Annotated in this window: 10 protein-coding genes; 7 read left to right on the top strand and 3 right to left on the bottom strand. The window is 36.9% G+C overall.

All coding sequences use genetic code 11. From position 1 onward, the window contains the following. Positions 1–471: 471 nt before the first annotated feature. Positions 472–1,389 (top strand): M14 family metallocarboxypeptidase, encoded by a 918-nt coding sequence (locus H4J41_RS14960; RefSeq protein WP_182137536.1) that lies wholly within the window; start codon positions 472–474, stop codon positions 1,387–1,389. A gap of 152 nt (positions 1,390–1,541) precedes the next feature. After that, entirely contained in the window at positions 1,542–2,114 is a 573-nt protein-coding gene (gene yeiP / locus H4J41_RS14965) for an elongation factor P-like protein YeiP (protein WP_182137537.1), read from the top strand. Positions 2,115–2,181: 67 nt separating this feature from the next. On the opposite strand, the gene H4J41_RS14970 is transcribed toward yeiP, so the two are convergent. From H4J41_RS14970 to H4J41_RS14980, 3 genes are all read right to left on the bottom strand, one after another. Next, entirely contained in the window at positions 2,182–2,913 is a 732-nt protein-coding gene (locus tag H4J41_RS14970; RefSeq protein WP_182137538.1) for an EAL domain-containing protein, read from the bottom strand. Positions 2,914–3,358: 445 nt separating this feature from the next. Further along, positions 3,359–5,029, bottom strand: coding sequence for a gamma-glutamyltransferase (gene ggt / locus H4J41_RS14975; protein ID WP_182137539.1), 1,671 nt, complete (start codon positions 5,027–5,029; stop codon positions 3,359–3,361). Positions 5,030–5,470: 441 nt separating this feature from the next. Continuing rightward, positions 5,471–5,986: an NUDIX hydrolase gene (locus H4J41_RS14980; RefSeq protein WP_182137540.1), complete on the bottom strand. Its 516-nt coding sequence runs from the start codon at positions 5,984–5,986 to the stop codon at positions 5,471–5,473. A 351-nt stretch (positions 5,987–6,337) separates the two neighbouring features. Here H4J41_RS14980 and H4J41_RS14985 point away from each other — a divergent pair, with 351 nt between their 5' ends. From H4J41_RS14985 to H4J41_RS15005, 5 genes are all read left to right on the top strand, one after another. After that, on the top strand, positions 6,338–6,487 hold the full coding sequence (locus H4J41_RS14985; RefSeq protein ID WP_182138021.1) for a hypothetical protein: 150 nt from the start codon (positions 6,338–6,340) through the stop codon (positions 6,485–6,487). Between the two features lie 394 nt (positions 6,488–6,881). Continuing rightward, positions 6,882–7,550: an ABC transporter ATP-binding protein gene (locus H4J41_RS14990; protein ID WP_182137541.1), complete on the top strand. Its 669-nt coding sequence runs from the start codon at positions 6,882–6,884 to the stop codon at positions 7,548–7,550. Positions 7,551–7,554: 4 nt separating this feature from the next. Next, positions 7,555–9,969: an FtsX-like permease family protein gene (locus tag H4J41_RS14995; protein WP_182137542.1), complete on the top strand. Its 2,415-nt coding sequence runs from the start codon at positions 7,555–7,557 to the stop codon at positions 9,967–9,969. Then, a complete protein-coding gene (locus H4J41_RS15000) occupies positions 9,966–11,216 on the top strand; it encodes a lipocalin-like domain-containing protein (RefSeq protein WP_182137543.1) in 1,251 nt (416 codons plus the stop codon). Before H4J41_RS14995 ends, H4J41_RS15000 begins: the two co-directional genes overlap by 4 nt. Positions 11,217–11,719: 503 nt before the next feature. Continuing rightward, positions 11,720–13,543 (top strand): GGDEF domain-containing protein, encoded by a 1,824-nt coding sequence (locus H4J41_RS15005; RefSeq protein WP_182137544.1) that lies wholly within the window; start codon positions 11,720–11,722, stop codon positions 13,541–13,543. Positions 13,544–13,766 lie beyond the last annotated feature (223 nt).

Consider the following 13,766-nt stretch of genomic DNA (forward strand, 5'->3'; position numbering starts at 1 on the left):
ATACGGCTAATGTTTTCCACCTTTAACCTGCTATTTTAGTTAGATTGGTTTCATCACTACAAATGAGTAAGGCTTGTACTTATAGAGATTGTTTTTTATTTGTCGAGAAAGTTATCAATTAGTGCCGACTTTAAAGCGATATTTATTGGCTGCAATGGTGACCGCTTCAGCGTAAAGCTGATGGCAAGAACGTAATAAGATGAGTGATAATATTTTGATATAAAGTGTGTAACTATTAATCGACACCAGCCTTGGTTTATTTCTATCATTGCTATGATGAAAAAATGATACAGTTGCATTTTCATTAAACGCGCAGTGTCTTGCTATTGAAAGATTGATTTCAAGTGGCAATAATACCGAATATATTAGCCTGATGAGGATAAGACAATTAAATTTTTTAGCTATATTTGATTGTTAACATACCAAGGGTTAATACAATTTATAACTGTGAAAAACTTATTAGGTAACAATATGAATATAGAAGCAGCATACCCTATTGGTGAGCTTGGCAAAAAGTGGACCGAAGGCGATAAGGAAATATGGTTTCAACAGCAGCAGAAAAAGCGCAGCTACTTTGAAGAGGTTGTTACTAAATTAGAGGGGTTAAGCGAGAGCTATACTATCGAGCAGTATGGGAACTTACTCTATGATGAAGAAATTTATCCATTATATGCTTTAAAATCGTCAAATTGGTTAGCAGATAAACCGGCTATTTTAATCACGGGTGGCGTACATGGTTATGAAACCAGTGGTGTTCAGGGTGCTATTCGTTTTCTACAAACCGCTGCACAGCCATTTCAAGACGCGTTTAACTTTGTGGTTTTACCTTGTATTAGTCCGTGGGGTTATGAAACCATTAATCGTTGGAACCCTTTAACAGTTGATCCTAATCGCTCATTTTACGAGAATAGCCAGGCACAAGAGTCATCAGCAGTGATGCAGTATATGAAAACCCTAGGTATTGAGTTTTTGGCGCATATAGATCTGCATGAAACCACAGATACTGATAACAGTGAATTTAGGCCAGCACTTTCTGCAAGAGATGCTATTGAACAGAAAAATTGGAATATACCCGACGGTTTTTATTTAGTTGGCGATAGCGGTAAACCCCAAGCGAATTTTCAAAAAGCTATTATTGCGTCGGTAGAGAAAGTCACCCATATTGCTCCTGCGGATAGCGAAGATAAATTAATCGGTGTACCTTTAGCGCAAGCTGGCGTGATTAACTATGCTGCTCGAGACTTAGGTTTATGTATGGGCTTAACTGACGCGCCCTATGTTACTACCACTGAAGCTTATCCTGATAGTCCACTGGTTGATGATGAAAATTGCATTATTGCTCAGGTGGCGGTAATTAGTGGCGCATTAAATTATTTAATGACGCTATAAAGCTGTTCATGCTCGTTAAGTTGGCAATTCATTAGTTCAATGGCTATTATTGGTGCTTTAACATATATATGACTAGCAATTAACCAATATTTTCTTGCATAATAAGCTATACATGCTATTTTCTTGCATAAATTTAATGAGGATGGTTTTTCATGCCAAAAGCTAGTGATATAAAAAAGAATGCCGCGATAGAATATAACGGTAAAGTAATGATTGTTAGAGATATTGAGCGTTCAGTACCTCAAGGTCGTGCCGGTGGTAGTTTATACAGAATGCGCATGTACGATGTGGTAACAGGCGGTAAAGTTGATGAAACCTTTAAAGCTGACGACACACTTAATTTTGCCGATTTAACGCGTCGTCCAGCGATTTTTTCTTATATCGATGGTGAAGAGTATGTCTTTATGGATAACGAAGACTACACACCTTATAACTTAAGCAAAGCGTCAATCGCAGATGAAGCTTTATTCATTAATGAAGATACGCAAGGTTTATTAGTGATTATTGTTGATGGTGTACCTGTTGCTATTGATTTACCAGCAAGTGTTGAATTAGTGATTACAGAAACTGATCCGTCAATTAAAGGTGGTTCTGCCACGGCTCGTACTAAGCCGGCAATTTTATCAACGGGCTTAACGGTGCAAGTGCCAGAGCATGTGTCAACGGGTGATAAAATTAAAATTAATACCGAAGATCGTAAGTTTATGGGCCGCGCTGATAAATAATATCTTCACATTTAAGCCAACGATTAAGATCGTTGGCTTTTTATTTTCTAGTATTTATTGATAGCTTTTATTTATGGTAATGAAACCATTTTTTAAATAAGAAACCTTGTACGTAATCAGCTTTTATTTTTCGCGCAAAAATAATATCACTTTCAGTTTCTATCCCTTCAAGTATGATTTTTTTCCCCGCACTATGGGCATAGTTAATTAGCGCTTCAACTAACAACATAAAGTGCTTATTGTGCTTTTCTGCGACCACATGTTTATCAAGCTTAATATAGTCGACCATTTGAATTACCGATGTTGATACCATCGAAAGTGGGTTGAAAACATCATCAATCGCGGTATTTATCCCGTTCTTTGCTAAGATATCTATCATGGCTAAACTTTTAATGCTGTCGTTAACTTCTGAATTATCTATCAATTCAACAACGATATTAGCATGGTTAAAACTTTTAAATAATTTCAAAAAAGGGTTGTTTTCGTTACCTTCACCAATAGAAAAATAAGAGTCTTGATCTAAATTAACAAATATATCGCTGTTCATTGGTGCGTAATTTAATTGCAGAAGTTTTTGTTGGTATTCCACTTGGAAGAGAGATAATGAACTGTCATGCAACGCCGCATAAATAATGTCTGGTGGGATATTGTTATTGTCTATATCGGTAAACCTAGCTAAACACTCATAAGCCATAATTTCTTTAGATTTTAAATCAACAATAGGTTGATATTCTACGCCATAGCGCTGGGATTCCATTAGTTCTATTAAACTCAGAGGAGATATTTGTCTATTATTCATTCACTATTACAAACAAACTACTTATTTGCGTATACCCTAGCTGATACAGGCACTTATTTTAAATGAGAATTATTTACATGTAAATGGTTGGGCTTAATGAATGATTGATATTCAGTACTAATCTAGAGCGGATATTAGTTGCTATGTAAAGTATGTGAAACACTGAAAGCTGTTGTTGGTTTTATTTATGGTGAAATGTTAAGCCATTAGTACCTTGCTACCTTAATCAAGTCGACTTAATGTGAGACGAATTTTTTAGTCAGTCCTTATTGATGGTGTTGTAATCAGTCATCATGCTTTGCATTAATACCCAGTTATAAAAAATACTCAGTTATAAAAAAAAACCAGTTATAAAAAATCCTTTCATAACTGGGTGTTAATAAAACACTAGCGGTTGGGTGTTTGAGCCCCGAAGAGCTTGCCTTTATATTTTTATATTTTGCTGTTATTGCTCAATAACAATTGATTTACCTCGACCACCAGACTCTGCTGCCGCATCTAATTGTTGCTCGTTGGCAATGATCAGCTGTACCGCGCCAAATCGACGTTCACTCAGGGTATAGCCCATTTTTTTAAGTGCTGATTTTTCTTGTTCAGCAATACCAGGGTAATGTTGAATAACATCCTTTGGTAATAATTGATGATGGAATCTTGGGGCATTTGCCGCTTGTTCAGCATTCATGTCAAATTCAATCACATTAAGCATAGACTGATAAACCGAACTAATGATGGTGGTACCGCCGGGAGAGCCGGTCACTAATTTAACTTTGTTGTCTTTTAACAAGATAGTGGGGGTCATAGACGACAGCATACGCTTATTAGCTTGAATTTCATTTGCTTCGCCACCGACGGCGCCATAAATATTTGCCACACCGGCTTTAACGCTAAAGTCATCCATTTCATCATTTAAAATAAAACCAGCGCCTTCAACAATAACACCACTACCAAAGGTATAATTAATGGTTGTTGTATTTGATACGGCATTACCCCATTTATCGATAATGGAAAAATGTGTGGTGTCTGGGCTCTCTTTTAAGCCAGGTTTAATGGTGTTAGTAACCGAAATAGTATCAGCTGAAATACCCGCGATACGTGTTTTTAAGTAACTATCAGCCAGTAATTTTTCTTGCGGGACATCAAAGAAATCAGGATCGCCTAAGTATTCTGCGCGGTCAGCAAAAACACGCTTCCCGATTTCTGCTAAGCGATGCATATAAGCTGCTGAATTATGTGCTAATGGCGTTTTATTATTTGAGAGTAAATCATACATATTTAGCCACTGTAAAATAGCAATACCGCCAGAACTTGGTGGTGGGGCCGTTAGCACTTGGTGACCACGCCACGTTTTTTCTAGTGGTTTACGCCATGTTGCACGATAATTATCTAAATCATCATAACCAATGATGCCACCGTTTTTTGTCATGAAATCAGTAATTATTTTTGCGGTTTCACCTTGATAAAAACCATTACGGCCATCATCTGCAATGCGCTCTAGTGTTTTTGCTAAATTAGCTTGTTTAAACAAAGTACCGGTTTTAGCGCTGGCAAAGTGCTCAGCAAAATTAACCTTTATACCTTCTTGTTTGAAGCTGTTAATACGCCATACAATGTTTTTTGCTAGGTTTTCATGAACAATAAACCCTTGTTCAGCTAAGGCTACCGCGGGCATGACTAAAGACTTCCAAGGGAGTGAGCCATATTTTTTATGGGCTTGCCACATGCCATCTACCGTGCCAGGTACACCAGAAGATAAAACACCGTATAAAGACTGATAAGGAATAACATCGCCATGCTCATCTAAATACATATCACGATGGGCTTTTAAGGGGGCAACTTCACGATAATCTAAAAAGTCTGCTTTATTATCCTTATAAATCACCATGAAACCGCCACCACCGACATTACCGGCTTCGGGCTGGGTTACCGCTAAAACAAATTGTGCAGCAATAGCCGCGTCAATGGCATTACCTCCTTGTGAAAGTATTTTTGCTGAAACCTCGGCACTAAAACTATCAGGCATTGCCACTGCAGCTTGTTGTGTTGCTTGGATCTCAAAGGCTGAGGAAGATAATGAATAAATTAATAAGGCGATTGAGAGCGTTAATGGTTTTATCATGAAAATTAGCACTGTTGCATTTATATTTGCTGATAGATTAACGCGTTAACAAGAAATGTACAGTGGCAAGTATCACTTAATCGATTATCAGCTAAAATCTCAGGTTGAGCTCATGTTTATCTAAGGTTAAGTTAAGGTTATGGATAAGTTGAGTGAGAACAATGACCGTTTTTATTGTTATTAACAAAAACTAAGGTGTTGTTAATGAATGAGGTAAACGGGTATTTGAGGATTAATTATTTGCTGTTTCTAAGCAAAAAATGAGTTCAACTATGCAACGTAAGCTAAGCGACGCAGCGAAAAAAAACTTAGCTTTAGGTAAGTAGTAGTGAAGCTTAACTATCATAGCTTGAGAAAACAGCAAGAAATAAACCGTATTGTCACCGCAGTGGTCAAAAGTATCAGCGTTGCTCTGGCCAAGTAAAATAGCCATCCGGGGTGCTAAAGTAATTCAGCAACAATACGTTTTAATAAAAAGGTTTCTCGTTCGATGGATAAGCCTTTTTTTTCACTATTTTTTATCACCATTTCATTGTGTAAAATAGCGGTGTGGATGTTCATCCAAAGGGGTTGCATACCATTTTGCAATTCATGAGGCTCAAATTCTGGCGCTAGTAGCTCTTGATCTATTTCGCAGGTATAGCAATAAGACAGCATATGAATCACATCATAATCATTTTTATGCCAATTACGATACTCTTCATAATACCCAAATGCTTGAATATTATTGACATTTTGTGCCCCAGTTTCTTCACGTAATTCACGAATAAGGCCAGAAATATTATCTTCCCCTTCATCAATGCCGCCTCCTGGTAAAGTGTAATCGTGATAACGCTTGGTATATAGCAGTAAAATATTCTCACCGTTCAAGACAATGGCGCGAGTCGCTTTACGGGTGAAACGATGTGCAATATTTGGATGTAAATCTAATACTTGAGTTGATTTTAATAAGCGCATGATAAATATTTTTGTTAAATGTTTATCATTTATGGGGATAGATAGCGCTTAAATCAATAGTAAGTTGAATACAGCTTACAGAATTTTCATGTAAGGCTGCTTATGTAATCTTGAGTGAAAGTTTAGATGAAAGCTTTCTAAATAAGGTTCTTTAATACTTTAGGGGTTTTTTTATATTTATTCAGGCTTTGCTATGCTTAATTAGGTTTCGTTCTTATGTTATTTTGTTTCGTTTTGATTGGAAAAAGCATGCTTAGCTTTCGATGTGAAATTTAATTTACGTTTAATACGGGAAAAATGAAACTTGTTGTGTAATAATACAAGCGTGGTAACGTTAATTAGGAGAGCCTCATGGTTCATGAAGAAGCAGTCAATGTAATAGAGCTTAGCGTCAACGCTATGGTAATGCCAAAAACTATTGAGCAGCAGTTAACTGACGCCAATGATGAAATTGCAGATCTAAAAATGCAAATTGTTTGGTTAGAGCGCTCTTACGAATAAAACAGTCATTATTCTATCAAGGCCAGTGTGATATTTCACACTGGCCTTTTTTATATCCTAAAGTAATGCTCAAGTATGCTGTTGGAATGATATTAAGCTGTTTTGTGGCGTTCAGTTATAAAAAGAACCATGGGTTAAAAGTTAAAAAATAGCGCTCAGTACTCAGTGACTTATTGGCATTTGAGCTATCGCTGGCTATCTAAATACTATAAATATCGCTTTACTGATAATATAACACTGACTTACTGATCCAAATACATAGTGACGAAAGTATAATAACTTATCGCTTCTGCTCAGTATTTTATAGCAAGTTTATAGCAAGTAATCGTGGGCAAACCCTGACAAATGGCTTAGCATTTATTTGTCATCAGCAACGGCGTTAAAAGGAACGAGTTTGTCTTTAAAAATAACAGCATTAAGTCATGAAGTTACCGATGGTGACAACCATCGTTATTTGTTTACTGATTTATCATTATCCGTTGCTCCCGGTGAATGTGTGGCACTAATGGGCGAGAGTGGCAGCGGCAAAACCACGTTACTAAATTTAATTGCTGGATTAGAGCCTATTCAGCAAGGGGAAATAGCGATTGCCAATTTACCCTTATCTAACGCCTCAGATAAACAGTTAAGTCGTTTAAGAAAACAGTACCTAGGTATTATTTTTCAGCAGTTTAATTTATTAAGCAGTTTGTCAGTACAAGACAACATTGAATTTAGCGCCAAATTATCAGGTCGTTTTGATGAAAATCATGGCTTAACTTTAGCTAAAGAACTTGGCATATCGTCACTTCTTGCTAAATTTCCTGCGACACTTTCCGGTGGTGAAATGCAACGCGTAGCGATTGCGCGGGCATTAAATGCAAAACCTCAGCTGTTATTAGCCGATGAGCCAACAGGTAATCTTGACAAAACCAACAGTGAACATGTCGTTGAGCAATTAGTCAATTTGGCTAAATCTAAAAATACAGCCTTACTCATGGTAACCCATAGCCTTGATGTAGCCCGCAGTATGGATAAAATTTATCGTCTTGTTGACGGCACATTAACCTTGTTTGAAGGCTAATGTGATGGTTAGTTCTAACGTAAAAAAAGTACACTCTGAATTTCTTTTAGTGCTAAAAGCCCACATTGGCGAATATATTAATAAGCCTTTACTCAACCTTGGTTTTATCTTTAGCTTAGCAATAGCGACCAGCACCTTATTGAGTATTTTGGTGCTAAATGACGCAAGTGAGCAGCAGTATCAATCTGCCAATAGTCGTTTAAAGTCGCCTGTTGCTTTTCATATTGTACCGGCGTCGGGGGAAACTATTTCAATAAGTGATTATGCTCAGTTAAGAGCACAAGGCTTTTATCAACTCAATGCGACCCATGTTTTCAGTAAAGTTTTAGCTAATGGTGAGAAAATAGCTTTTCGAGCGATAGATATTTTGCCGTTAGTGCTTACCATGCCAGCAAGCTACACCAGTAAAGCTGTGAATATTGAACAAGGCTATGCAGACTTGCTCGGTTTAACTATTAAAAATAGTGTGCCAGTGTCATTAACGGTCAGCAACCATGACGCGGTAGCAGTGAATATCAATAATGTTGCCGATTGGGGCAATGTTGCTTTGCTTGATATTGCACTCGCGTGGCAGCTATTTCCAGACATTAAAGGCTTTAGCCATTTGATGGTAAGTGAGATGTCAGTCAGCGAAATTTCACGACTTAAAGCGGCGTTACCTCCTTACCTGTCTATTCAAGAAACCTGGTCCATTACAGAACGTGAAGGTTTTGCCGACGCCTTACATCTTAATTTATCGGCCTTAGCCATTTTGGGTTTTATTGTTAGCCTTTTTATTGCTTTTCAGGCAGCGAATCAGGCTTGGACCAAAAGGCGTGAGCTTGCCACGCAATTGCGTTTGCTGGGTATTGAATTAAACACCATTATGAAAGTTATGCTGTGTGAGGCCTTATCGTTAACCTTGTTGGCGAGTGTGCTCGGTATGGTTATTGCCTTTGTTTTAGTGTCTTTTATATTGCCATTATTGGGCTTGACGCTAGAGCAACTTTATCAATTACAAGTCAGTGGGCAATTTCAATGGCAGTGGCAATACAGTTTATGGGCCTTTGCGATATCGTCAATTGCTGTTATGGCGGCGTTACTGAAACAATTTAGACTTATTGGTTCAGCAAAAATTGCCTTCTCTGCACGACTATCCCAACAATATTTTAGTTTTAAAACCACAGCCATAGTTGCTGCTATTCTCTTAGTTTTATTTGTTTTTTGGCCCGATAATAACTGGCATCATTTGATGTTTAAATACGGCTTGCTGTTACTCGCCAGTGTCGCGATATTGCCTAATTTGTTGAAGTTTTTTCTGCAAACATTGGCATTAATCAGCCGGTCTTTTCGCTTAAAGTTTATTTTTCAAGATGCCAGTCAGCAAGTGGGTAGACGTTATCTGCCCATTGCCGCTTTTTATTTAGCCTTAACCGCCAGTATTGCCGCCGCTTTAATGGTGAATAGTTTTCAAAGTGCCTTTGTGTCTTATTTAAATCAGTTACTTAATGCCGACTTGTTCGTGCGTTACAACGCAGAGCAAAAACAGCCATTAAGCCAATGGTTGCAACAAAAAAACGGTGTTGAAGAATATGTTTTATTTACTAGCACGGTGGCAAAGTACCAAGCAGACACTGTTGAGGTCCATCGCCTGAGCTCGAAAAAGCAGCAACAAAGCTTATCGCTGAAATCAGGTAAGCTGGCTACCCTTAATAGCACAGAAAGAAGCTGTTATATTAATGAACAACTAGCCTACAAACGTTTGATTACAGTACAGCAAGTCATTGAAATAAAACAAGGTCAACACAGTCTATCTTGCCGTGTTCAAGCTATTTATTACGATTATGGCAATCAAGCTTTTGCCATCAAAATACCATCAAAACTCAACATTGATGAGCTATCAGCGTGGCAAGAAACTGGCTTTGGACTGTTTTTAACCTTAGATGCCAATGTTATTAAACAAGCGCTTATTGATGATGTCGGCATAGACAGCAGCCAAATGTACCAACCAGAGCAAATCAAAAAACTGGCGTTAGCTGTGTTTGAGCAAAGCTTTGCTTTAACACAAGCTATTGCTTTTGTATTACTCTCTATTGCTTGTTTAGGTTTGTTTTTATCAGCGAATAGTTTGGAGTTAGCCCGCAAACCCGACTTACATATTTTAAGCAGTTTAGGCTACAGCCAGTTTGAGCTGTTTAGCCATATGCTATGGCAATGGTTGCTGTTAGCTTTTGGTGCTATTTTATTAAGTTGGCCTGTTGCTACCGCCTTGGCAAATGCGTTGGTGAGTTTAATTTTACCAGCCTCTTTTGGTTGGTCAATGCCCTTGGTTTTTGAAATAGGGCCATTTGTGGTGAGTAGTGTGCTCGGTATCTTGATGCTGATCCCTGCATTAGCCCTGCCATTATATAAACTTAACGTTAGAGCTAGTTTGTCATGATAAACCGTCCGGTATTGAGTAAATTTTTTCTGCTAACACTGCTTAGTTTTTTTCTGCTTGCGGCCTGTAGTGATGAAAAGCCAGCAAAACGCTCAGCTTTGAAAGGGCTTAGTGATACGCTTGGCGATTTTGAGCAACCGACTAAAGACCATGTTATTACATTCGAGCAAGCACATGCTCCACATAAAAATTTCCAACAAGAATGGTGGTATTTAACGGCTAATTTAACCACGGAAAATGGTGAGGAATTGGCCGCGCAGTGGACCTTATTTCGTCGAGCAGTAGAAGACAAGCATTGGTACTTTGCTCATGCTGCATTAGCTGATGCAAACCAGCATCAATCGGCTTTTCGCAGCGGGCGCGAAGAGTTGGGTAACGTGGAAATTACCACACAACCTTTTAAGGCGGCAATTGATAATTGGCATTGGCAATCAACACAAGGGTTATTACCGGCTAATTTGCGCTATGGTAATGTTATTAGTGCTGATACTACTCAACCGTTAGCCAGTTCATCAAAGCCACAGCCACTTGCGAATAAATTAACGGTTCAGCAGCCAATGAGTGATAAGGCAATTGTTGTCGAGCCAACTGTCGAGCCAACTGTTGTAGCGACAGCTGAGCAAGCACAAGGCTGGCAGGTAAATTTGAATTTAAGCCTGGATGAAGCACTAATAGGAAAAACACCGTATTTCCTACAAGGCGAAAACGGCTTTAGCCAAAAACATCATAGCTTAGCGATCGCCAGTTATTATTATTCACAACCTTTTATTAACGTGAGTGGCGAAGTGTTTTGGCAAAATAAATGGCAAAAAGTAACAGGTAATGCCTGGTTTGATCGTGAGTGGGGGTCACAAATGTTGGCAGAAGATCAACAAGGTTGGGACTGGTTTTCACTACGCTTAAATGACAATACGGCGCTAATGGTTTACCGAATTCGTTCAGACATTAAAGATTACCTTTATGGCAGTATTATGCGGCGCGATGGCACAATTAAAACATTATCATCAAGCGATATCAGCTTGACTAGGATCAAAGCGAATACCAAGTTGCAATCATCAGGTGACAGTTCGCGCTATCCTGAGCAGTTTTCAATTGTCATTACCCAGGACGATATCGATATTGAGGTTAGCGTGATTAACAATAAACAAATTATGCGCTTTGGTATCGAGTATTTTGAAGGTATGGTGACATTTTCTGGCAGTCATCAAGGCAGTGGCTTTTTAGAAATGACTGGTTATGTAAATTAAGTTGGTTTTAAGTTAATGATAGATATGTTATTTATTGTACGAATATGTTATTTATTGTATATATGTCAAAATAGAAACAATTCAAAGTAATAGCGATAATTTTTAATTTTACTTATGGATTAAGTATAATGTTTAAGATTATAAATTAACGGGTGAAGTTGAATTCCAAAATAGGATCACTAATGCAACCCAATGACCTGTTTGATGAAACGAAATAACTGCACCTATGCTTTTGTTAATTATATCTATTAAATTAAAAATTTTTTAATTTAATAGATATTTAGGTATCTTATTTACTCAGCTTTTAGTTGGTTTTCAGTCAGTTTTTTGTAAAAGCTAGTATAAATAAACACCTGTGCGAAAAAATTTCAGCCTAATATCTATGACTACGGTCGTCGGTTTGCTTAAAATTAACCTTTAAAGCGGCTGACGAGTAGTTTGAAAACTCGCTCTATATAATAGACTTTTAATTTATATATTAAGCATTAAAGGAATAACGGATTTTGAATATCTTTAAGATAGCAGTTAATAAATTTTTTATATTTCCTGTGATATATTATTGTTTTTTATCTGTAATTAATTCGGCATTCGCCAATGATTTGAACCTTACCTTGAATAGTATTCAACCATCACATCATTATGCTTGTCCAGTGGACAAGGTGATAAGTGATAAAGTTGAATGGTTTTTAACAAACTCACCTGATTTATCGAATCAAGCACGTTCAAAATTACTCTGGCAAAAATCGACTGTTATTTTCTGTAAGTATGGGGTTAGTGACGATTATTTAAGATACTTAAAAAAAATAACACTTTTGCCCAGTAGCGAAGTAAATAAGAATATTCTATCCATTGCTATTTATGATTTAACAAACTTTTATCATCGATATTCACCAACAAAAGCCTGCGATTTTTTGCATGAAAATAGGTTGTTGGTGACCAGTGCGTCACCAGGGTTTTTAAAGTACTTAGATATGGCTGAGCTTCAGTCTTGCGCTGAAATGACCGCAGTTGAGAAAATAAAAGCCTTTGTTAGGCTGCGGGAGGTAAATAAAGGCGATAACCCTTTTATAGCTAATATATACATGAGCATAGCTCAAATATATTCATCTCTGGGTCAGTTTACGCTTGCCGCGAATGAATTTAAAAAACAGTTGTCTTATATTAAGGATGATTTCGAGATACATTGGTCTTATTATTCTATTGCGACTGAATTATTAGATGCAGGGGAAATTGAAGAAGGTAAGCATTATTTTAGAAAATTTGAATCAGCAGCCGACCTTTTCATAGACACTGAAGATTACAACGTTTTATTATTGATTTTGAAAATAAAAATTGCCTACATGGAAAAAAAGTTTGCTCTAATGTTAGTGCTTATTGATGAATTTGAGCCCTATCAAAGTAGGATTGGAAAGTCGCAATCCAATAATAAAATGCTCTTGTATAAAGCGATAGCCTGTGTAGAAAATAATCGAACTCAATGCATTAATAGCTTTATATCAAAGAAAGCAGAATTAATTAAGCAAACAAAAGCATCAAATCTGCGTTATCTGTATGAGTTTTTGACCAAATATTATATTGCTCAAAATCAGGTGGAAGCATCACAAAAATACTTTGAAAGTTACATTAATATTAATCAGCAAGCTTTGATTGATCAACAAAACTCGGTTTCTGTTCTAGATATTGCCGAATTGCAACAAGATATAGTGACACTGGAACTTAGTTTAGTTTCAGCAAAAGTAGAGCAATCAAAAATCACTTTAGTTCTATCCGGTTTATTAATATTTGTTTTACTCGCTATCGGCTTATTTATATGGCGTGAAAAAAACAAACAAAAAATATTGTTAGAAACTGATGAATTAACCCGTATTTACAATAGACGCGCTATTTTTGAACAAATAGCGAACCTAAAAAACACCAAGAACAATGATATACACGCTATTATCCTTTTTGACCTAGATAATTTTAAAGCCATTAATGATAAATATTCACATGTTATTGGTGATAAAGCACTGAGACATATCGTCAAATTAACTAAAGATAATATTCGACAGCAAGATTTATTTGGCAGAATTAGTGGCGAGGAATTTGTCGTTTGTTTAAAGGATTTAGAAAAAGTATCTGCGCAAATTATTGTTGAACGTATCCTCAGTAGTTTTGAAAACAATCCTATGTCATTAAATGATGCAAAAGAGATAAGGGTTACAGCAAGTTTTTCCATTACCTACATTGAAAAATCTATTACTGATTTTGAATCCATTTATCATAGCTTAGATAGTGCGCTTTCTAAAACAAAAGACCTAGGTCGAAATAGAGTCGTCGAAGTTTAATTGCTTAAGTATAGTCAACTAAAGGCTCTAATAATCGGCTCTAATAATTTACACTTGGCTTTTTACGAATGGACCTAGATGTTCAATGTTGTTTCTGAGCATAATCACCTTGCTTGATAATCAGACTCTCTGCTTAATTGAAATTTACTGGCTAAACTTGTGAGTTAAGGCAATTTCACTCAGAGAAAAACTTTACGGTTGAAGCCTGTCAGCAATTAACTTA

This window comes from Colwellia sp. MB3u-45 (assembly GCF_014077005.1).
Taxonomy (GTDB): Bacteria; Pseudomonadota; Gammaproteobacteria; order Enterobacterales; family Alteromonadaceae; genus Cognaticolwellia.

Coding starts and splice junctions, on each gene's coding strand:
- H4J41_RS14960 (WP_182137536.1), top strand. CDS start 472: ATGAATATAGAAGCAGCATACCCTATTGGTGAGCTTGGCAAAAAGTGG.
- yeiP (WP_182137537.1), top strand. CDS start 1,542: ATGCCAAAAGCTAGTGATATAAAAAAGAATGCCGCGATAGAATATAAC.
- H4J41_RS14970 (WP_182137538.1), bottom strand. CDS start 2,913: ATGAATAATAGACAAATATCTCCTCTGAGTTTAATAGAACTAATGGAA.
- ggt (WP_182137539.1), bottom strand. CDS start 5,029: ATGATAAAACCATTAACGCTCTCAATCGCCTTATTAATTTATTCATTA.
- H4J41_RS14980 (WP_182137540.1), bottom strand. CDS start 5,986: ATGCGCTTATTAAAATCAACTCAAGTATTAGATTTACATCCAAATATT.
- H4J41_RS14985 (WP_182138021.1), top strand. CDS start 6,338: ATGGTTCATGAAGAAGCAGTCAATGTAATAGAGCTTAGCGTCAACGCT.
- H4J41_RS14995 (WP_182137542.1), top strand. CDS start 7,555: ATGGTTAGTTCTAACGTAAAAAAAGTACACTCTGAATTTCTTTTAGTG.
- H4J41_RS15000 (WP_182137543.1), top strand. CDS start 9,966: ATGATAAACCGTCCGGTATTGAGTAAATTTTTTCTGCTAACACTGCTT.